The 22,290-nt window shown below is 46.7% G+C and carries 17 protein-coding genes; 13 read left to right on the top strand and 4 right to left on the bottom strand.

Features of this window, described 5'->3' with window-relative positions:
* The 5 genes from NST33_RS14155 to NST33_RS14175 all read left to right on the top strand — a co-directional run bounded on the left by NST33_RS14155 (nt 1) and on the right by NST33_RS14175 (nt 10,463).
* Nucleotides 1-2,232, top strand: coding sequence for a glycoside hydrolase family 88 protein (locus tag NST33_RS14155; protein WP_339308394.1), 2,232 nt, complete (start codon nt 1-3; stop codon nt 2,230-2,232).
* 87 nt (nt 2,233-2,319) lie between these two features.
* Nucleotides 2,320-4,614 (top strand): AraC family transcriptional regulator, encoded by a 2,295-nt coding sequence (locus NST33_RS14160; protein ID WP_339308396.1) that lies wholly within the window; start codon nt 2,320-2,322, stop codon nt 4,612-4,614.
* A gap of 44 nt (nt 4,615-4,658) precedes the next feature.
* A complete protein-coding gene (locus NST33_RS14165) occupies nt 4,659-6,716 on the top strand; it encodes a glycoside hydrolase family 65 (RefSeq protein WP_339308398.1) in 2,058 nt (685 codons plus the stop codon).
* Between the two features lie 67 nt (nt 6,717-6,783).
* Nucleotides 6,784-7,929 (top strand): glycoside hydrolase family 88 protein, encoded by a 1,146-nt coding sequence (locus NST33_RS14170; protein ID WP_339308400.1) that lies wholly within the window; start codon nt 6,784-6,786, stop codon nt 7,927-7,929.
* Nucleotides 7,926-10,463 carry a glycoside hydrolase N-terminal domain-containing protein gene (locus NST33_RS14175; RefSeq protein ID WP_339308402.1) on the top strand — a complete coding sequence of 846 codons (2,538 nt, stop codon included), beginning with the start codon at nt 7,926-7,928 and terminating at the stop codon, nt 10,461-10,463. Before NST33_RS14170 ends, NST33_RS14175 begins: the two co-directional genes overlap by 4 nt.
* Nucleotides 10,464-10,584: 121 nt before the next feature.
* Here NST33_RS14175 and NST33_RS14180 read toward each other — a convergent pair whose 3' ends face one another.
* Nucleotides 10,585-11,370, bottom strand: coding sequence for a DUF817 domain-containing protein (locus tag NST33_RS14180; RefSeq protein WP_221819403.1), 786 nt, complete (start codon nt 11,368-11,370; stop codon nt 10,585-10,587).
* A gap of 267 nt (nt 11,371-11,637) precedes the next feature.
* Here NST33_RS14180 and NST33_RS14185 point away from each other — a divergent pair, with 267 nt between their 5' ends.
* Nucleotides 11,638-11,982, top strand: coding sequence for a YojF family protein (locus tag NST33_RS14185; RefSeq protein WP_017688572.1), 345 nt, complete (start codon nt 11,638-11,640; stop codon nt 11,980-11,982).
* A gap of 23 nt (nt 11,983-12,005) precedes the next feature.
* On the top strand, nt 12,006-12,680 hold the full coding sequence (gene bshB2, locus NST33_RS14190) for a bacillithiol biosynthesis deacetylase BshB2 (protein WP_339308403.1): 675 nt from the start codon (nt 12,006-12,008) through the stop codon (nt 12,678-12,680).
* 122 nt (nt 12,681-12,802) lie between these two features.
* Here the strand turns inward: bshB2 and NST33_RS14195 are convergent, their stop codons facing one another.
* Together NST33_RS14195 and NST33_RS14200 are read right to left on the bottom strand one after the other, a co-directional pair.
* The gene (locus NST33_RS14195; protein ID WP_339308404.1) at nt 12,803-13,501 is read right to left on the bottom strand and encodes a hypothetical protein; all 699 of its coding nucleotides are present in this window, start codon (nt 13,499-13,501) and stop codon (nt 12,803-12,805) included.
* 100 nt (nt 13,502-13,601) lie between these two features.
* Nucleotides 13,602-14,483 carry an ABC transporter ATP-binding protein gene (locus NST33_RS14200; RefSeq protein ID WP_339308406.1) on the bottom strand — a complete coding sequence of 294 codons (882 nt, stop codon included), beginning with the start codon at nt 14,481-14,483 and terminating at the stop codon, nt 13,602-13,604.
* Nucleotides 14,484-14,622: 139 nt separating this feature from the next.
* On the opposite strand from NST33_RS14200, the gene NST33_RS14205 reads away from it, so the two are divergent.
* The 6 genes from NST33_RS14205 (at nt 14,623) to NST33_RS14230 (ending at nt 19,628) form a co-directional block, all read left to right on the top strand.
* Complete coding sequence (locus tag NST33_RS14205) at nt 14,623-15,222, top strand: TetR/AcrR family transcriptional regulator (RefSeq protein WP_221819399.1); 600 nt, start codon at nt 14,623-14,625, stop codon at nt 15,220-15,222.
* A gap of 410 nt (nt 15,223-15,632) precedes the next feature.
* Entirely contained in the window at nt 15,633-16,940 is a 1,308-nt protein-coding gene (locus NST33_RS14210; RefSeq protein ID WP_339308408.1) for a NosD domain-containing protein, read from the top strand.
* Nucleotides 16,937-17,518 (top strand): nitrous oxide reductase accessory protein NosL, encoded by a 582-nt coding sequence (locus NST33_RS14215; RefSeq protein WP_339308410.1) that lies wholly within the window; start codon nt 16,937-16,939, stop codon nt 17,516-17,518. Before NST33_RS14210 ends, NST33_RS14215 begins: the two co-directional genes overlap by 4 nt.
* 28 nt (nt 17,519-17,546) lie before the next feature.
* Entirely contained in the window at nt 17,547-18,368 is an 822-nt protein-coding gene (locus NST33_RS14220) for an ABC transporter permease (RefSeq protein WP_339185400.1), read from the top strand.
* A complete protein-coding gene (gene ccmA, locus NST33_RS14225) occupies nt 18,361-19,074 on the top strand; it encodes a heme ABC exporter ATP-binding protein CcmA (protein WP_339184981.1) in 714 nt (237 codons plus the stop codon). The genes NST33_RS14220 and ccmA overlap by 8 nt, the downstream gene beginning before the upstream one ends.
* 2 nt (nt 19,075-19,076) lie before the next feature.
* Nucleotides 19,077-19,628, top strand: a complete 552-nt coding sequence (locus NST33_RS14230; RefSeq protein ID WP_339184983.1) for a redoxin domain-containing protein — start codon at nt 19,077-19,079, stop codon at nt 19,626-19,628.
* 176 nt (nt 19,629-19,804) lie between these two features.
* Here the strand turns inward: NST33_RS14230 and metE are convergent, their stop codons facing one another.
* Entirely contained in the window at nt 19,805-22,099 is a 2,295-nt protein-coding gene (gene metE, locus NST33_RS14235) for a 5-methyltetrahydropteroyltriglutamate--homocysteine S-methyltransferase (RefSeq protein WP_339308412.1), read from the bottom strand.
* Between the last annotated feature and the right edge of the window lie 191 nt (nt 22,100-22,290).

Consider the following 22,290-nt stretch of genomic DNA (forward strand, 5'->3'; position numbering starts at 1 on the left):
ATGAGCAGAGCTGTGTATTTTGAACCGGAGGAGAGCATGGCTTATCACAGTGGTGAAGACGTTATGCACGCCCTGATGAGCATTGCGGGAAGATATATTGGAGCCAATCCTCCGCATCCCCCGGTCTACAGAGTGAGTAGGCCAGGACTTGTGCGCAAGTCCAATGATCACCGCTATGATTTTCCATTGGAGGATCTATTCCCCGACATGCAGAGAGGACAACAGGTCTATGCATGGGCCAAACTGTGGAGTGACAGTGATCAGGAATTTATTTTTCATATCACCTGCTTCGGACCTGTTAGGCTATATCATAATGGTGTGCTGATCTACGGTTCTGCACCTGAAGAGGAATATCCAGCTATACCTGTTCTGAAACTGAAATGTGGAATGGTCAGAGGCTGGAATCATTTCGTTCTTGAATTCAAATTAGGGGAAAAGGGGGTAGGTGGCCAGTTTGGCACTGGCTCCCGGAAGAACAAACCACTCCACTTCATTGTGCCTTCGCTCGAACGAGATGGGGAAGAAGGCTGGCTCTACAGCGAGCCGTTAGATTTTCCGTTGTCGGAAATTCCTTCTGGCCCCATGCGAGAGAAGGCCACTGGCGTTAACTGGTTGCCACGGGAGGAAGCCCCCGAGAAGGCATCGCCTTATGGACAGTTGGCACGGATGTATGGACTGACCCGTGGCATGTCTGCGTATGCATGGACGAAGATAAGTGGTACGAAATGTGGCAAGGAGACTGTGCTAATCTCTGGTGAGGCTTACAGCCCGATTGAATTCTCGGTGGAGGGTAAGGTGGTATTCCACCAAGAGCAGGCCGGACGCTTTTGCTTGGAACTGCCATTGTCTGCTGCCGCGCAAGATCTGACAGCGAACTGTGTATGTGGAGACCGGGATTGGGGATTCCGTATGGATGCAACTACAGATGAGATGTTGACACCCGCACTGGATGTGAAAGGGCACAGAGGCAAGTGGCTGTACCTGGGTTCTTTTCAAGCGGAACAGGAGATTGATCTGGCTTCCTGCCAGAAGATGAAGCGGACTGCTCGTAGCGGAACAGGTGAAGATGTATACTGGCGAACAGAGTTGCCAGACGGAGAGGTACGTCCATTTCTGGAAAATGAATGGTTCGGCCGATGGAACTATCCCCTAGGCGTCACATTATACGGATTGCTTCAGCTCGGCAAAGCAGGTCAGCGATCGGATATTCGAGATTACGTGCTGAATCACATTGAATTTGCCTCTTCACGTTTCAGCTACTCCTTATGGGACAGAGAGCGTTATGGTGCAGCTGGGCTGAATAATCAGCTCTCCCATATCGACAGCCTGGACGACTGTGGATCTTTCGGCGCCACCATGCTGCTTGCCGATCGGGAACGCAAGTTGGACGGCGTTTCAGAGACGGCAGCTCATATCGCTGACTATATTTTGCATCAACAGTCCCGTCTGGAAGATGGCACTTTATACCGCAAGATTGGTGTCTCCAGATCAATGGATAACACGATGTGGTGTGATGATCTGTATATGAGCATCCCGTTCCTGTGTAGATACGCCGAATGGTCGGGTGACGATAAGCTGCTGGATGAAGCGGCAAGACAGGTTCTTTTGTATAAAAAGTATCTGTATATTCCAGAGCGTCAAATCATGTCCCATGTATTCGATGTGGAGCGAGGTGAGCCAACACGGACCCCGTGGGGTCGGGGCAACGGCTGGGTGTTGTTCTCTATATCGGAGCTGCTGACGGCCCTTCCTCAAGAGCATCCATCCTATACAGTTCTCATTCAGTTCTACAGGGAATTGTGTGAAGGGTACTTGGCATTGCAGGGCAGAAACGGACTGTGGCATCAGGTATTAACGGACCCGGAGTCGTATGAGGAAACATCCTGTACCTCCATGTTCATCTATGCGTATGCCCGAGGGGTGCGAAAGGGCTGGCTTTTGGATCCGAAACCCTATGCACAAGCGGCGTATCAAGGGTGGAAGGGGATTTCGGAGCGCACAATTGATAAAAGAGGCAATGTATACAGTGTATGTCGTGGCTCCAGCTACTCCTTCACGAATCACTATTACAAGCATGAACTGGGTTGGAATCTGAATGATACCCATGGGATCGGCATTGTACTTCTTGCTGGGCTTGAAACTATTTCCATGCAAGAATGGCAGATAAACACGCCGGTTTTCGCTATGGAAAGGGTTGGAACACCGGAGAAATTGGAGAAATCATCTCTTTAGAGGGAGAAAATAGGCTGTTGGACCGGGTCGTATTGGGCATATGGGAACGGTATAATATCGGTATATTGCATATGAGGTGGGATAATTGTGACCCTTTCCTTCTTAAAGTGGCTAAAATTCAATGTCACCAATACCCAGACCCGGCTGCTGCTGATTCTGACTGTTGTTGTCTTCATGATTATTATTGCGGTGGGGATGACGACGTATTATTCTTCCAAATCGGTGTTACAGCAGGAATTAAGTGAGCCGCAACACCAGATGCTGCGTATCAGCATGAATGATATTGATGAAGTGATCCGGGAAAGTGATCAGATTGCAGTGAAAATTGCACTGAACAGTAATGTATACCGATTTCTCACCAATGAAGTACAGGGATCATACCGCAATATTACGGAACTGGTACAATTTCTGGAAACCTTAATCAGTAGTACGTCCTTTATTAAGAGCGCTTACATTTTTGATATGAATCGAGAGAGCATTGTTTCCTTCCCACAAGGCTACAGCTCCAGCAAGGTTAATTTCCCGGATTCGGATTGGGTTAGCGTTGCCGATGAACTTGAAGAGCGTCCCATGCTGGTCAAACAACGTGAGATTTCCACATCTTCTGGTGCGTCCATGCCGCAAATTACACTTTACCGAAAAATAATGATCGCTGGCGAGTTGAAAGGGATTATCGCAGTTAATTTCAAGACAGAGAAGATGTTCGAGCACATGCTGCTCTCATCCGTCTCCGACCTTGACAGCCATCGGTTCATCCTCGACACCAACAACCAGCCTTTATATGATCTCGGCAATTATGCCGTCGGAGAGGAAGCGGTCAGTCATGTACTCACCCAATTGGATGGTGAAAAGCTTGGTGAGTTTAAACATGAAGGTAAGCTTTTACTGGCTTCACAGACCATTTCACCGTACACCGGATGGCGTTATCTGTCCGTGATATCACAAGACAGTCTCCTGGCTAATGCACAGAAGATCCGCAATATTGTTTTTATCGTATCTTTGTTGGCTCTTGTAGCAGGAGCGGTTACGATCACAGTTTACAATGCAGCTGCTTTTAGACCGGTAAGACGCATGAGACAACTGCTCAGCGGATACGACCAGGAGAGAATCCATCCGGAGCAGATTGATCTGGAGAAAATAACGGGTCAACTGCTAACGGATCATGCTCAGCAGGCCATCAATCTCAGGCAGACCCTTCCGGAAGCTTCATCCAAATTTCTGACGGATATCTATAACGGACATATGACAGGAAGTCGGGAAATTAGCGAGAAATGGTGCCGTTATTTCAAGGATTGGAGCGATGAGCCACTCTCTATTGCCATGTTGTCGATTGACAATTATAAGGCCTGGTGTGAGCGCTTTAGGAAGTCAGATCACTCCCTGCTGAAATTTGCCATTGGTAATATCATAGCTGAACTGTTGTCTGGACAATGGCGAGTGTTATCAGCCGATCTGGGCAGAGACCGGATGCTCGTGATGCTGCAACCGCTTCATTCTGGCGGTAGCAAGAGCATAACGACAGCAATAAGAGAGACCATTGGCATGATTCCTCGTTTACTCAAGTTTCAGGTGTCGAGCGGCGTAAGCAGGGGGCACGACGGATTCATGCGACTTCAGCGAGCCATGCATGAGGCGGAGAGTGCGCTGGATTACAGATTCTACCAGGGGTATGAACGAGTTATTTCATTTGACGAGATCTCGGGTCTGCAACCGACCGAGAACACATTGGAAGAACATGAATTCATGACTCAACTGACGGAGACCGTCGAAGCAGGCAGGGGTGAAGAAGCCCTGAGAACTTTTGACAAGATAGTCGGTCGAATGACCCACGAGCAGTGGCATCCTTCATCGGCGCTGGCCTTTCTTGAAGCTGTTGCAGCTACACTTGAACGTATTCGCCAGAAGCGTGAGACAGAAGGTTGCGGACTTGAAATGGTGGATATGCGGACCATGCATCTGGAGGCTGTCTGTGAAGTGCTGCGAAGCCAGATCGAAGGTTTGGCTGATTGGTTCGGTAGCCTTATGCTTAGCAAGGATTTCATACTGTGCCAACAGATGATTACGTTTATGAACAAGCACCTGGAAGACCCGGTAAGCATTCAGGAGATTGCCGAGCATGCCGGGATCGGAAGCAGTTTGGCAAGCCAGTTGTTCAAACAGGAAATGGGTGATACCATCCACGGATATTTCACTAAGCTTCGGATGGAACGTGCCTGTGAACTATTGCTGGATACGGATTACAGAATTTCCGAGATCGCAACGATGGTGGGTTATCAGCATGAGAACAGCTTTATTCGTGTGTATCGAAAATACAAAGACATTACACCGGGCAAGTACAGGGAGATAATGCGAAGCCGCAAGGGTGTAGTACGGGAATCTTGATCCATAGTTGAACCCCATAGAATGATAAGGAGGCAGACCCATTGATGGATCGACAATCAGTCGTCACCAGGAATCATCCGGTATTAACGCAGCTTGAGCCCAGATCGCCTTTATCTGTAGGTAATGGAGAATTTGCATTCAGTGCTGATTTTACGGGACTACAGACATATCCAGATCTGTATGAAATACCTCTTGGTACACAATCCAACTGGGGTTGGCATTATACGGGCGGTCATCATGTATTCGGAGATGAGGATATTGTCTATCAGGCATTTGAGACATATGGCCGCAAAGTGCCATACCCCATGAAGCCCGAAGACAAGGAAGAAGCCTATCACTGGCTTAGGCAGAACCCGCATCGACTTCAGCTTGGACGCATTTCATTTCGTTTGCTAGGAGAAGATGGTCAGGAGACGGACGTCACCCATGTCGTCCCGGTACGTCAGGAATTGATTCTATGGACCGGAATTCTGCACAGTGAATTTACCGTGCAGGGGGAAGAAGTGCGAGTAGAGACAGCCTGTGACCCACGGCTCGATTGTATAGCCATTCGTGTACAATCCGAATTAATCCGTAAGCAGCGTCTGCAACTGTTTGTTGTATTTCCATCGCCTGATATGACAGACCGGAGCTGGTCAAAATCAGTATTCCCCGACTGGAAGCAACATGACAGACATTCTACTGTGCTGACATCGGTCACTTCGACTTCCGCATCATTGAAACGTGTGCTGGATGAAGATGAGTATGCATTGGAATGGATCTGGGACGCAGGCCAACTGGAACAGACAGGAAATCATGAATTCACACTATCTCCCAAGGCCGTACCAGACTCGGACATCTGGTCGTGCAGTGTATCTTTTGCTGCACATAAGCCGGAAACCTTGCCAGCAGATACAGTGTTGCGATCAAGCTCGGTCCACTGGAATCAGTTCTGGAATGATGGCGGAGTAATTGATTTTGAAGGCAGTACGGATCCGCGTGCCGCTGAACTGGAGCGCAGAGTGGTCCTATCCCAGTTCCTGAGTGCGGTGCACAGTGGTGGGTCCATGCCACCGCAAGAGACCGGATATATGTATAACAGCTGGTTCGGCAAAATGCATCTGGAGATGCATTGGTGGCATGCAGCGCATTTTCCGCTCTGGAATCGGACCGATCTGTTGTGCAAGAGTATGGACTGGTACCTGACCATCCTGCCAGAAGCCCGAGAACTGGCAAGCTCTCAAGGTTATGTCGGCGCGCGATGGCCCAAAATGGTGGGTTATAACGGGCGTCAGACTCCGTCGCCGGTAGCTCCGGGATTGATCTGGCAGCAACCACATCCCATGGCACTAGCTGAGATGTGTTATCTGTCCCGGCCTGACCCTGCCATGTTAACAAGGTATAAGGATATCGTATTTGAAGCGGCTGAATTTATGGTTTCCTATGCCCATTGGGATGGGAAAAGGCAAGTGTATCTGCTAGGTCCGCCGCTTATCCCTGCGCAGGAGAATCACGCCATGAGCGATAGTTTGAATCCGCCCTATGAACTGGAGTACTGGAAATTCGGTTTGGAGATAGCCATCCTGTGGGCAGAGCGTTTGAATCATCCAGCCAATCCAGACTGGCGAAGAGTGGCTTCACACATGGCTAAACCTCTACATGAGAAAGGAGTTTATCTCGCACACGAGAATTGTCCGGACACTTACACCGTTAAAAACCATGATCATCCCTCGATGGTTGGAGCACTTGGACTATTGCCAGGTTCATTAATAGATCCGGAGATCATGAGAAATACGTTGCTCAAGGTCAAGGAATGCTGGGACTGGGAAACCGCCTGGGGTTGGGATTTTCCGATGTGCGCGATGACCGCAGCCAGATTGAATGAACCAGAGCTTGCAGTGGATTTCCTGATGATGGATGCCACGAAGAACACGTATTTGCCTAATGGACACAACTATCAGAGAGCAGGGTTGTGGGCATATCTTCCCGGGAACGGTGGTCTCCTAACCGCTGTCGCCATGATGGCCGCCGGCTGGACAGGGGCAGGAGAACAAGCAAATCCGGGATTTCCACGGGATGGTAGCTGGACTGTGAAGTGGGAAGGTCTTCATCCTTTGATGTAATCATCAGAACGTTAAACCCCGAATGAACGGTACAGATGGCATAATCCATCAGAAGGAGGATTTCGATATGGTTGGAACTTCGACAAAGGCAGTGACACAGGAACGCAGAATGTCTGTCAAAATAGCAGATACCTTGCTTTCCGAATGCCAGAATGGCAATCATCCCAAGATTGCAGGCAAATGGGGCTACGTTGGCGGGATGACGCTGATGGCACTGGAACGCGCCGCCGAATGGAATCAAGAAACCCGCTACGCGGAACTTGTCCAGCGTCACATGGATGACCTCATCGAGAATGACGGTACCATTCGGACCTACCAGTTGAATGATTACAATCTGGACATGATCAATGAAGGCAAAAATCTGTTCAGCCAGTGGAAGAACTCAGGCAATGACAAATATGTTAAGGCGATTCAGCACCTGGTTGACCAGCTTAAAGGACAGCCACGGACAAGTGAAGGTGGATTCTGGCATAAAAAAATATATCCGTTTCAGATGTGGCTGGATGGTATTTATATGTCTTCACCCTTTCTGGCGGAATATGCGAGCACCTTCGATCATCCCGAGAGCTTCGATGAAGTGGCACGACAGATTTTGTTGATCGAGCGAAAGACCCGTAATCCGCGTAATGGCTTACTCCACCATGCCTGGGATGAGAGCAGGGAACAACGCTGGTGCGCTCAAGATACTGGTCGATCCGTTCATGTTTGGGGCCGGGCCATGGGATGGTATGCAATGGCCGTTGTGGATGCACTGGAGCACTTTCCCGTGGATCACCCACAGCGCGGACAGATTATGGGCATATTTGAACGAATGGCATACGCGATTGCTCATGTTCAGGATCATGATAGTGGACTCTGGTACCAAGTGATGGATCAGAACGGAAGAGCGGGCAATTATCTGGAAGCCTCTGCTTCCTGTATGCTGACCTATGCACTCGCAAAAGGCATCCGGTTACATTATCTAGCTGAACTGGACCGTGAAGTCGTTGATCATGCCTATGCAGGAATATTGAAGCGGTTAGTCACTGAAGATGAAAAAGGGGTGCACTTGCACCACATCTGTCACGGTGCCGGACTCGGTGGGAAGAAGTATCGAGACGGTTCTTATGAATATTACATCAGTGAACAGGTCGTTAGCGATGTGCAAATGGGCGTAGCCCCGTTCTTGCTAGCCAGTATTGAGATGGAGAGACTTGGGGCGGAAGAAGCGTGAACCAACACAAGGACCAGACAGACACTACAGGCATACGGCCGGACAGGAACAAGTTGTTGATGAAATATCCCTCTTCTTGGTGGCAAGGGATGTGGCGAGAAGCGCTACCTTCTGGAAACGGTAAACTTGGTGCTTCAGTGCAAGGCGGAATTCAGGCGGAAACTGTGCTCTTGCAGCACAGTGAATTATGGCATTGGGGGCGCAAAGATGAGCTGCCCGATGTCAGTCATACCTTATCAGAAACCCGTAAGTTAATGGATGAGGAACGATATTTAGAAGCAAGCTGGCATCTGACCCGTACACTGCAAGCAGAAGGTTACGCGTCCAGGCTGTCCTCCCGATATCCACTGGCTACCATGACGGTGGGCATGACGTGTAATAACGCTTTTCGCAAATATCGGCGGGAACTGGATATGGACACAGGGGAAGTTCTGGTACGCTGGCAGGACGGAAGTCACAACTATACAAGAAGTCTGTTCGTCTCGCGTGCAGACGATTGTATTGTCTACGAGATCCAGACTCATAGAGTGAAAGATGTAGCAAGTTCGCAGGGAACAGGTTCGGCTGAGCATTCACTGCTGTCGGGGACGATAGGCCTGCAATTCCCGCAGGGCGACCGGGTAAGAGAAGAGGATGAGTTCAACGTACTGAAGTCGTCTATAACGATAAGAATCGATCGGGATCATAGTGGAGACTACCTGTGCTATGGCGGGCAAAATGACGATGGACAGGACTACGGAGCGGTGCTGCGACTGATCCAATTGAACGAAATCCCTGGTGCGAGTCATGATCAACAAAAGGAAAGCGAAACTAACGAAGACATGCTTAGCAGGCAACTTCATTTCCATACCTCTGGAAAAGTGCTTGTGCTTGTTAAAATGTTTGCTACGGGCAGACGAGCGCAGGAATGGACACGGTTGAAGCAGGAACTCGCATCGCTTGAGAGCGACTACAATACGTTGCTGGATCGGCATATCTCACTGCATCAACCGTTGATTCGGTCCGCTGAGCTAGATCTGGATGATAAAACGGATGACGGGCGCTGTAATGAAGACTTGCTTCTGGAATCCTATGAAGGTGAAGCACCTAAAGGGTTCGTGCGCAAAATGTGGGCCTATGGTCGATATCTATTTATCAGTGGAACCTCTGAACATAGCGGATTGCCATTTGGATTATACGGCTTGTGGGGTGGAGATTATCGCTTGATCTGGGGCCACAATATGGCGAATGAGAATGTACAAATGATGTATTGGCACACTGACGTAGGTGGTTTATCCAATCTGAATCGTTCGTTGTTCCGCTATTACAACGGATTAATAGATGACTTTCGGGACAATGCTCGTAAGTTATACGGCTGCCGAGGGATTTACATTCCCGCTGGAACAACACCGGGTATCGGCGTGCCTAACCAGATTGTTCCAGTAATCATGAATTGGACGGGAGCAGCAGGATGGATCGCCAGACATTATTATGCACATTATCAGTTCACTGGGAATAAGCAGTTTCTGCTGGAGGAAGCCTTGCCCTTCATGAAGGAGGCTCTTCAGTTCTATGAAGATTTTCTGGTGCTGGGTGAAGACGGAAAATACAAGATATACCCGTCTGTTTCGCCAGAGAATACACCTGAGAATTTTATGCCTAAGCATGGACAGCCACTGGCGCATCCTATGCCTACAGCCATTAATGCCACCATGGACATTGCTATTATTAAAGAACTGCTACAGCATGTCATTGCAGCCAGTCGACTAACTGGAGTGCATACGACTAAGATTCCGTGCTGGGAAGCCATGCTGGAGCATATGCCCGACTATCTAATTGATACGGAGGGAGCTGTGAAAGAATGGCTGCATCCTGCGTTTGAAGATCGACGTGATCATCGTCATCTTTCACACCTGTATCCTGTTTTTCCAGGACAGGAGCTCACCCATGAAGAACAGCCAGAACTGTTCCAAGCGTTCGAGACAGCAGTTGATCAGCGAAGGCTTGGTGCTCAGAGTGGTTGGTCCCTTGCACATATGTCATCCATATATGCTCGACTTGGCAATGGTGAGCGGGCGCTGGAAAGTCTCGATATTCTTGCGCGCTCCTGTGTTCTGAGTAATGGGTATACCTTGCATAATGACTGGCGCAATATGGGAATATGTATGTCCATGCCCGCAGCTCCGATTCAGCTGGATGCCAATATGGGCTGGGTTAATGCAGTACAGGAAATGCTGCTCTATGTGTCAGAACATCGCATCAAGCTGCTGCCGGCATTGCCAGAACGGTGGGTACGAGGTTCCATTCATGACTGGTGCATACCAGGAGGTAGAATGTCCTGTACATGGAATCGGAGCACGGGCTTCTTCCGGGCAGAACTTGTCGCGGACCGGCGGATCCATACGAAACTTCATATTCCTGAATGGGTGAAAGGAAGCGAGATGCTCAGCAGAAGTGCCTGTCTATGTGAACTGGATGAGAATGGCATCTATGAGCTTGAAATTGAAGCTGGAGGGAAACTGGTGCTGAAGCAGACAACAGTATTTGATGCTTAAGACGTATACAGAATTACCATTTAGGTGAGAAATGCATTAATACAGCAAAAAAACAGCGGCATTCGAAGACTTTAGGTACGAGTCTAAGATTGCTGCTGTTTTACGGTTAGAGAATGAATAATTAACTGGACTTTGAATCACCTGCGGTTCGATTGGCCTTTACATATTTGAGCTGCGCAACGATGATAACGCTGATGATGACCAGCAGGAACCACGAACTGATCTTACTAAAACTAACCAGTTGCCAGGCATCATGCTGATCAGGGTATTTCCAGGCATTGAAGAATGTAGCGATATTCTCAGCAGTCCAAATGAAGAAACCAACAATGATAAAAGCAAGCGATAAGGGCATTCGATAGGTCGTTGCTCGTACCCGGTAAATAATCCAGGTTTTCCAGAAGACAATGAATACAAGCGCCGTCAGCCACCAGCGAAAATCGGGCATAAAATGATGAGTGAAAAAGTTAATATAGATGGCTGCTCCGAGCAGCATCGAAGGTGCAAAACCAGGCCATCCGGTCATGTCCATTCGCAGTCTTCGCCACACCTGACACATAAAACTGGCTACACTTGCATACATGAATCCACTATAAAGAGGGACACCCAGGATTTTGGTGTATGCTGGCTCAGGGTAAGACCAAGATCCCATCCATACTTTATAAATCTCCAGCACCAGGCCAATAATGTGAAATACACAGATGACCTTGATTTCATCCCGGGTTTCCAAGCCGCTTCGATACATCAGGTACTGCACAGCAAGTAATACGAGCAGAATGGCATCATACCGATGAAGGAAAGGAATAGGAATTACACTGGACAGGGCCAGTGTTCCAAAGATCGCTACGGGAAATATGCAGCTCATGGCCTGATGATAGCCAAAATGAAGTAGTTGTATTAGAGATTTCAAGTCGAGTTAAACTCCTTTCCAAACATGTTGGAGCAAGATTCATTTAGAATTCAAGGTTCTTCATCACGGTCGTTTTTACCTACACTTCATAATATAGATATGATCCATGAATAAAAAGAGAAAAAACCACGCAAATCTGTTCTTGTTTTCAAACTGGAATCATCATGAGAGGGCTCTATGAGAGGTCGACAGGGTCACTCCATGTATATTCTCTTGTGGTTATGTTAAAATGAAATTCGTACAATTACATTAGACAAGGAGGCCGCTATGCAACCGATTAAACCTCAAGACATTCAGCTCCGGATCAATAATCTTGCTGATCAGGACTTATACGTACATCTAGAACTTACGTCAGGTGCTTACGCACAACACATGGACAGTACAAAACATCCAGCATCGGCATTCATTACCAATGCGGCCATACGATATACGCAGGGGTCCATTTCAGGTACAGGTCCATACCGTGTTGGTCTGAAAACAACGCAGGGATGGCTTTACGCCGAAGGACTTACACATATTGATGAGCAGGAACAAGAAAGACTGATTCTCGCCGGTCACGACAGCCAAGGTAAACTAGTTGTGGCGTTACAATTAAGCCGAGAGATGTTCTGATGAAAGCGGAGGATTGAATAACCATGAATACTACACACAACGAGCATGAGCGCATCTTGGTGGTATATCCACATCCAGATGATGAAGCTTTCTCTGTATCGGGAACGTTAGCCAAATACATAGATGGCGGTGCCCATGTAACCTATGCTTGTCTAACACTTGGCGAGATGGGGCGCAATATGGGGATTCCTCCATTTGCCAACCGAGTGACGTTGCCTGCCATCCGTAAAAAGGAACTCATCGAAGCTTCTGAAGCGATTGGTATTCAGGACCTGAGAATGCTGGGTTTCCACGATAAAATGCTGGAGTTCGAAGACCCACAGTTATTGGAAGATACCATTACGTCGCTACTTAAAGAGTTGAACCCCACGCTGGTCATTACGTTCTATCCAGGGTACAGTGTTCATCCCGATCATGATGCAACGGGAGCCGCTGTTATACGTACAATCGCTAAACTTCCTGTGGATGAACGTCCGATGGTTCACTGCGTTGCGTTCGCTAATAATCAGGAACAGTACATTGGCAAACCGGATGTATTCGTTGACGTATCCGAATTTTTGGATCGGAAAATGGCGTCGATTCGTGCCCACCGCTCACAATTCCAAGCAGCAGAGCTTGTAGGAAATCGTGAGCTGAATAACGAAGAAATCAAGAAACGTTTTGGCAGAGAAACATTTTGGACCTATCCATTTGAATAAATGATTCAACGGAAGTCGCACACGTTCAAACGGGACGAAGCAGAGGTTTATCCATGCTTCGTCCCGTTTACGTTAATCCATCATTGCTGCCCTTTGCGGGAGTAGATCAAACTATACCCGGATTATATAGGCAAATCTTTTCTATCAAAAATAATAATTCCTGCAGCATACAGAAGTGCTGCAAGTCCTGCGAACACAGCCATTCCCACATACGCGTAGCTGTCACCTGCGAACAATCGCACCGGATCGAACAAGGAATATAATGACATATTGCTAATCCAGCTTAACGTTTCTCCTGAATCGCCCAGCATTTGCAGTAGTACAAACGCTACAGGAACACCGGCCCCGAATCCAAGGCTATACTTGCTTTCATTTGCCAAACAAGATGCGAAAAAACAGATGCCATTGATGGCGTAATACATCAGAAGGGCGTAAAGATTAAGCCAAATGAAATTGTTAATATCCATAAGCCCCGGAAACATGATAGATGATACAACAAGAGTTAGTACCGTAATCCAGCAAAAGATCGCTGTTATTGAAATCAGACTGTAAACCGCTTGGGTAACAGCAATACGTTTTCTTGAGTTGGACGTTGAAAGCAGATAGGACATACTTCCTTTATCAACATGAGCGGCCATTATTCGGTGGTTCGTAATGATGGAAACAATCATGGGGAACAAATAGAGAAGAAGACTGTAAAGTGTTCCGGAAAGAAAGGTGAGCAAAGTGGTTCCAACGTTCATTCCCATAGCATTGATGAGCTCAGGAGGAAGCATGTTCAACATTTCTTTTAGTGCATCGACACTATCAGGATCGAACATACCTATCAGCATAATGGAGTAAAAAGAATAAATGGCTACAATAAGAAACCAAATGAACCGATTGGCCCGCATGTTTGCTTTAAATAATGCCTAAGACATATTAAATTTGCTCCTTCCCATAAAAGTCCATGAAAATTTGCTCAAGCGTTTGGGGAGGACACTCCATATCAATAACCTTACATTGGGAGAGTACCCTGAGCACTTGGTCATATCCATCCGTAATCTTAATCTCCACACGTAAGGGACCCAATTCAGTATAAAGGAGGCCGTTATTTTGAAGGACCTTCATATCCTCCGCATGCGCCAGAGCGACTACAACGCTCTTCGGCAGTGTCGTTTTTAGCGAGTTTATGTTCTCCACGGTTACGATTGACCCTTCTCGTATGATGCCCACACGTTCACAAGTGTGATCGACTTCATCAAAGAGATGGGAAGACATGAGTATCGTTTTGCCCCGGTTTTTTTCTTCAATAATCAATTCGACAAATCTTCTCTGCATCAGCGGATCCAACCCGCTTGTAGGTTCATCAAGGATAAGCACCGCAGGGTCGTGCATAAAAGCGGCGATCAACCCTACTTTTTGTTTCATCCCCTTGGACATTTTGCGGATCTTCTGACCTGAATCCAACTCGAATCGGTTGATTAATTGATCGCGGAGCAATATGTCCTTACGACCTCTTAAATCATCAATAAATTCCAGAAAATGCATGCCTGTCATGTTATCGTAAAATGCGATCTCACCAAGCACATAACCCAAATTCTTCTGTATTTGTGCTGCTTCCTTTCTGCAGTCTAAGCCGTTGATGCTAGACATCCCGCTGGAGGGATTCACAAATCCCATCAGATGACGTAGAGTAGTTGTTTTTCCGGCTCCATTGGGCCCAAGAAATCCAAAGACCTCTCCTTCTTCAACGTCAAAACTCACATCCCTAATTCCCTTACCGTTTGAATAGATCTTGGTTAAAGAGTGGACCTTGATCATTGACCTCAACCTCCACGGATAATTATGTAACAATATTCTTTCTAGTTACATAATATTGCTAGCTTGAATGGATGTCAATAAAAATATAACATAGAGATATCTTGTTACATAATTCGCGGAGGATAGGACGGTAGATTCCATGAATGGCTTCGAAAAACGCAGAGAACAGAAAAAAAAGCAAATCCTGCAATCACTAATCGATATGATCATGACTCGAAATTTTAAAGAAATCGGTGTAAGGGAGATCGCGCAACATGCTGGTGTTTCTCCTGCATCCATATATAACTTTTTTGGAAGCAAAGAAGAATTGGCCAAGGAGATTTTTTACCATCAAATTGAGGAATCGGGAAAGGAATTCAGTCTTGTAATGAACTCCGATATTCCTTTTGAAGATAAGATGAGTAAAATGTATGAGGTATCCGTAAACAATCAAGAGACGTTGAATAGTGAGGGCATTAAGAATTTTATGTTCGAAGATCCAGCATTCAAAGAGCATGTTGAGGATTATGCCAGAAACGTTGTCATCCCTGAGCTTATGAAGCTGATCGAACAAGGCAAAGCCGAGGGAAAAATAAAAGGAGGCGTATCGGCAGAAGCCATCATGATTTTTATGAATGGGATCATGACCATGTTGAGCGAACCATCTTTTGCAGAAAAACTTAATGTAAATGTGCGAAAAGACTTGGGCAAGCTGTTTCTTTACGGAATTCTGGGTAAGAGGGAAGAAGAAGACTATTGATCACAATACACCTTCGTTTAGGAAGTCGCCTATATGGCGGCTTTTTTTTAATTTACATCACAATATCGACACAAAAATGTAGTGTCTATAGCCTAATTGAGCTATATGGAATAAATAACATTTTAAGTACACTGTGATCAGGATTGTGATAACGCTTCATTTATTACGTTGCTTCAATGAATGAGAGACATGAAATGTTGGATTTTAAGTGGAATGGAGGGATGGTGTGTACAACCAACGTATACATGGGATTAACGCAAGACTGGTTGAATGCATTGCCACAGCAATAAGTAACTGTAACAAGAAGCCAGAATTGCGCGTGAAGATTCATGGGTAATCCTCGGGCAGGATTGGGTGCATTCGACAGTTGTAAGAAGAGTCGGGTTACGGGTGTAATTTTTCTAATCGGAATGATGATGCTCCTACTATCTCTTCCGCAAGGTGCAATCATGGCCTCCTCCGGACATCGTGAGCTCATTCCCCTTCAGCCTATGATTGACCGTTCTACACCTGGAGAAGTCATTAAACTTGCATCAGGTCGTTATTCTGGACCGGTGACGATTGACAAAAACATCACCATTCAGGGTGATCCTACGGTCGTAGTTGTTAATGCGGAAGCCACCTCTACGATAATGATTCGCTCGGATGGGGTGAAATTGAGCGGTTTTACAATTGAACATGATACGAATGAACAGACTGCAGCGATTCAGGTTGAAGGGAAAAACAGTGAAATTACGGATATGCATATTCAGACCCAAGGGTATGGGATGATCATCCGGAATTCGAGTCATGCAACGATTCAACGGAACAACATTACTTGGTTGGGGGCTGATTCTGCTTCCAGTCGCCAGAAGGGCAATGGCATTGATCTGTACAACTCCCATGATAGCTACATTGAGGCCAATGAGATCACTGGCATGAGGGATGGAATCTATCTGGAGAACAGTCGAAAGTCTACCGTGCAAAATAACAGGCTGTTACATACAAGGTATGGCATCCACTGTATGTACATTGCCGGCTCTTCTGTCATGGACAATACCGGAGAGGAGAACATGACAGGTGCCATGATTATGGGTGTCAAGAATACGGTCATATCGGGGAATTCCTTTCGCAAACAAAGTACCAATGTTCACTCCCAAGGGATTCTGTTGTATGACGTACATCAATCTTCTGTTCACAACAATGTAGTGGAGGGTAATCGTGTCGGCATGAATATTGCAGAATCCTCAGGCAATGAGATCCGTGGCAATGCGGTGCTTCGGAATTTTGTTGGAATCCAGCTGGTCCTGGCAGAAGGTAATGAGTTTACACGTAATCGATTGGTATCCAATGTCATTGAGGCTTCCGCGCTGGATAGCCCGAATAATGTCCTGATGGAGAACTACTGGGACTCTTTTCAGGGGCTCGATCTGAATCAGGATGGAATCAGTGAAATTCCCTATGCCATCAATCCTTTTTATGAGCAACTGGTCAGTCGAAATTCTGCGTATCAGCTCTTTTTCCAATCACCGGGTATGGTCTTTCTGAGTGACTTGTTTACAGAAGGCAGAGAACAATGGACTACCGACAAATCGCCACGAATGAGCATGGATACGAAATCTGATCTGAACATGTCAGTGGAAAGTGCTACAGGTTCCAAGATGGTGTGGATGTTCGGGTTAGTTCTGTTGGGTATGGCAACTTTTATAATCATCTATATGGGGGTATTACGAAAATGAACAAAGGCTTGAATAGAAGATGGACATTGGTCATGGTACTTATGTTTGGCATGGTATTGTTAACCGCTTGCGGAACAAAATACGCGGCATTGCCGATCAATGAGGACGTGGATATCTGTGCGATCTGTAAAATGCAGGTGAAGGACGACGCATATGCAACACAGCTCACTACGAAAGACGGCCAAAATTACAAGTTCGATGATATCGGTTGCATGAACCAGTGGAAAACAGAAAATGGCACCGATAACATCGGCATGGACTATGTACGTGATTATAATGATAAGGAATGGATTGAATACAGCAAAGCCACGTATGTATACGACGCTTCATTACGCACGCCTATGGCCTATGGCATTCTTAACTTTAAGGACAAGCCCTCGGCTGAAGCTTTCATTGCAGAGCAAGGTGTGGGAACCATTATGACCGCTGAGGATCTTGCTTCTCATGACTGGAAGCAGAACACGGAGAATATAGACATGATGGGTGAACATGGGCATGGTAAGCACGGACATGATGATGAAGGAGACAGTAATGAGATGCACCAGGAAGGTGAGAAGAAAGAAGAGTCAGGCCACTAGGAATGACAATAGAAAATGGTGATCAATGATGTCAGATATGATACAGATTGCAAGACGAGAAGTTAAAATGGGATTTCGCAATCCTTGGGCGTATTCGTTTCTGATCCTTTTTTGTACCTTTAGTTTAAGCTTGTTACTTCTGAATTCACAGAATCTGGTTGAAGGATATTCGGGAACCACAGGTTCCATGTTGAATCTCATTCTCTACCTTTTGCCATTAATGACGCTATTCCTCGGTTCCTTCTCACTAACATCCGAAAAGGAAGACGGTAGCTGGCAACTGCTATCCACGTATCCCATCGGCACGATGTCTTTTATTGTGGGCAAGTATCTCGGGCTCTCGATTGTTTTAATCACCATTGTTGCGTTTGGATACGGCCTGATGGGGGTCATTAGCGGAGTAATCGGGAATCCAATGGATGTCATGACATATCTTCTCTTTCTGGCATTTTCCTGTGGACTGGTGTTGTTATTCCTGACACTGGCTCTCTTTATCGGTTCGTTGTCGCGTAATCGGTGGCAGTCGTTGACGATCTCCGTGACCGTATGGTTTTTCGCAGTCATTGGGTGGCCGACCTTATTGCTCTCTGTGCTGGGACTGATGCCTTATCTGTGGGTGAAACCGCTGCTGGTTATGCTAACGCTCATCAATCCGGCCGAGCTGGTGCGCTTGTATGTCGTGATCAAACTTGGGGGCGGCTCTATTCTGGGACCAGAATATTATCGATGGGTGGAGTGGGTGCAGCAACCCAGTGGCAGTTGGATCTTCATCGGGATATGCCTGTTCTGGATTGCCTTCTCTGTCGTAGCGGTATATGCAATCTGGGAGAGGGGGCGTTCTCATGGATAAAGTGGGACTCGAAGTGATGGAATTGTGTAAATCCATTAAAAAGCAACAAATTGTTCAGGATATCTCCTTTCGCATAACTTCAGGCCAAGTTCTTGCCCTCTGTGGAGGGAATGGCGCAGGGAAGAGCACAGTGCTGCGTATGATCGCCGGAATTCTTCGGCCTACCTCCGGTGAGGTTGTGGTGAACAATGTGCGATGGTTGAAGGAGCGCAACCGTTATTCACAGCAGATCGGATATATGCCGGACGATTATCAATTTAATCAGGGACTGACCGCAGAGGAAGTACTTCTGTTCTGGGCTTCTCTAAGGAAAGTTCCCAAGGAGAGAGTGCAGGAAGTACTGACCATGGTAGGGTTGGCGGATCAAAAGAACAAACGGGTTACGACCTTCTCCAAAGGCATGCGCCAGCGTGTGTTATTCGCTCAAGCTGTGCTGTCCAAACCTCCACTGCTCATCATGGATGAGCCAACAAATGGATTGGACCCATTCTGGATGCAGGAATTAACTCAGCTGCTCAAGGGAATCAAACAGGATGGTCACATGGTCGTGTTCTCGACCCATCAGTTGGAGATTGCAGACGACATTGCGGATCAGGTGATATTCATGAACCATGGACGTAATGTTGGAGAGGGCTCGACTCACGACTTTTGTGATCAATTCGGTTCGCTCCATGCAGCATTTCATCAAAGTCTTGGTTTAAAGTGAAGGTGAGTTTATTGCAGAAAAAGAGTTTTAAAAGCAGACGTACACTTACAATTTTGATTGGTGTAGTTGCATTGCTCGCAGGTACATGGGCCATTTTCGAAAATGTATCGACACCCGAATCTCAGCGAGGCAACGCTATTGAAGCAGGTGCAAAAGCCCCTGAGTTCACAGCGGTTAATTCAGCAGGGGAACAAGTCAGCCTGTCCGATTATCAGGGCAAAGCCGTCATGATTAACTTCTGGGCTTCATGGTGCACACCTTGCGTAAGGGAGATGCCGCTCGTTCACCAGATTGCTCAGGACTATCAGAACGATGTGGAAACCCTGTTTGTTAACGTGGGGGAATCGAAGGGCACGATCCGTGAGTTTATGGATAAGCAGGCGTTTGATTTTCCAGTGATTATTGATGTGACGGGCAACATATCAGGTATGTATCGTATTACAGGTTTGCCCGCAACGATGGTTATTGATGGGGATGGGGAGTTCCGTCACATACTGCTCGGTGAACTGACCGAAGATATGCCGTTGCAGCAATGGCTGGAAGAGAGTATCTAGTCGTAAGCTTTGGATGGTGGTGAGAAAAGGGCAGGAACGCCAGAGATCGCCATGTTACAAGTGAAATGAATGTACGTTAAAAGTAACTACAAAAAGTAACCATATAAAAAGCCGGACACCCATTTAACGAAGGGGTGTCCGGCTTTACTTTTGAAGCTATGCTGCTTCGCAGCTGATTACAATACAGCAGCTGAAGCGTGATTGGTGCGAGCGATTCTGGTTGCGTCAACCATGTTACGCAGGGAAGCTACCGTTTCTTCCTGTCCACGGGTTTTTAATCCGCAGTCCGGGTTAATCCAGAACAACTTCGGATCAAGAACACGCAGGGCACGTTCAATCATGCTGCTCATTTCATCTACGCTCGGAACACGTGGACTATGGATGTCATATACGCCAAGACCGATACCGAGCTCATACGTATTTTCTTCAAAACTATGAATCAGTTCACCGTGACTACGGGATGTCTCAATGGAGATAACATCTGCATCCATAGCTTCAATGGAATCAATCATGTCATGGAATTCGCAATAGCACATATGCGTATGAATTTGAGTCGTTTCATGCACTGTGCACGTAGAGATACGGAACGCTTTGACAGCCCAAGCCAGGTAATCGGCTTGTTCATTTTCTTTCAGCGGAAGTCCTTCACGAACAGCCGGCTCGTCAACCTGGATCATACCAATGCCTGCCTGTTCAAGTGCTTCGACTTCCTGTCTCAACGCATACGCTAATTGATAGGCAATCTGCTCACGAGCAATGTCTTCGCGTACGAATGACCAGTTCATGATGGTAATCGGGCCAGTCAGCATGCCTTTGACAGGACGCTCAGTCTGCGATTGGGCATATTTCGTTTCTTCCACCGTCATTTCACCCGTAAATGCAACATCGCCGAAGATAATAGGTGGCTTCACGCAACGTGAACCATATGATTGTACCCAGCCGAACTGTGTAAAGGCAAAACCGGCCAGTTTCTCGCCAAAGAATTCAACCATGTCGGTACGCTCAAACTCACCATGCACCAGTACGTCAATTCCGATCTCTTCCTGAATCTTAATCCAGATATCAATCTGCTCCCGGATGAAGGCAGCATACTGTTCGTTGTTCAACTCACCCTTGCGCCACAACTGACGTGCTTTTCTGACTTCAGCAGATTGTGGGAAACTACCAATCGTTGTTGTCGGGAAGAGTGGCAATTGCCATTTGGCCTGTTGGGCTTCATGACGTTCTGCAAAAGGACGCGAGCGTTCTGGCTGTTGAACACTGATGGAAGCAACGGCTTTCTGTACAGCGGTACGGTTCCGATCTTCGGATTGCTGAAGCGCCAGAAGAGGAAGCTCTGCTTCGTTAATTTTAGCGGTAATCTCTGCACTTGGTGAAGATAAGGCTGTAGTCAAAAGAACAATCTCATCCAGCTTTTCATCTGCAAATGCGAGTGCATTCTTCAGTTCAGATGTAAGTTTTGCCTCGCGGTCTGTGGTTACTGGCACATGCAGCAGGCTGCAAGATGATTGCACGATGATACGTTCAGGTGTCACGAACTCAGTCAATTCATTCAGCAAATTCAGTTTTGCTTGAAGGGAAGCTTTCCAGATCCCACGTCCATCAATAATACCTGCTCCGAGCACTTTGTCTGCCGGGAAACCGGATGTCCGAATAGATTGTGTGTTACCAGAGAGCCCGTGTACAAAATCAAGTCCTACACCTTGAACTGGCAGTGCAACAATCTCGTTGTAGTTTTCTACAGATTCAAAGTACGTTTGCAGCATGATATTCAGGCCTGGAACGGCTGCGGCAAATGTTTTATATATTTTATTCAGACGCTGTACGTCTTCATCGCTTAATTTGGTTACCAGGATAGGTTCGTCGATCTGCACCCACTGAACGCCTTCGCTTGCAAGTTCTTGAAGCAATTGAGTGTAAAGTGGCAGCAAGCGGTCCAACCAAGCGTCTGTCTCGGATTTATCATAACCTTTGGAGAGCTTCAGGAAGGTTAACGGTCCAACAATAACCGGTTTGCCTTCAATGCCGAGTTTTTCTTTTGCTTCACGATAAGCGAGAAGTGGTTTGTTTTCCGTCAGAGTTGGGGAAGCCCCGTCCAGCTCAGGTACTATGTAGTGATAGTTAGTGTTAAACCATTTTGTCATTTCACTTGCTGCGGCATCTTTTGTTCCCCGAGCGATGCCATAATATACGGACAACGGAACAGAGCCACCATCATAAGCAAAACGTTTAGGAATAATGCCAAACATCACGGCCGTATCCAGGATATGATCATAATAGCTAAAGTCATTAACTGGAATAATGTCGATGCCTTTCGCTTGTTGTTTGCGCAAATGTTCGATACGGATCTCCTGCAAACGTGCGTGAAACTCTGTTTCCTCCAGCTTACCTGCCCAGAACGCTTCCAACGCTTTCTTCCATTCCCGATCAGCACCAATACGCGGATATCCCAATACACTACTTTTTGTCATTGTTTAAAACCCCTCTGCTTTTATGTTACACAAAATTTATCACAGATCCGGAGTTATAATGTAATTCCATTAAATTATACCTAGTTATAGCCTAGGGCTATACCAAAAAGAATATTTAGTATGAAGTATAGAACTTGAAGAGATCATTACGTTTGAAATAGACACCACTAATGTTACAATGGTTAACTATG

Origin of the sequence: Paenibacillus sp. FSL L8-0435 (assembly GCF_037965655.1) — a bacterium.
GTDB lineage: Bacteria > Bacillota > Bacilli > Paenibacillales > Paenibacillaceae > Paenibacillus.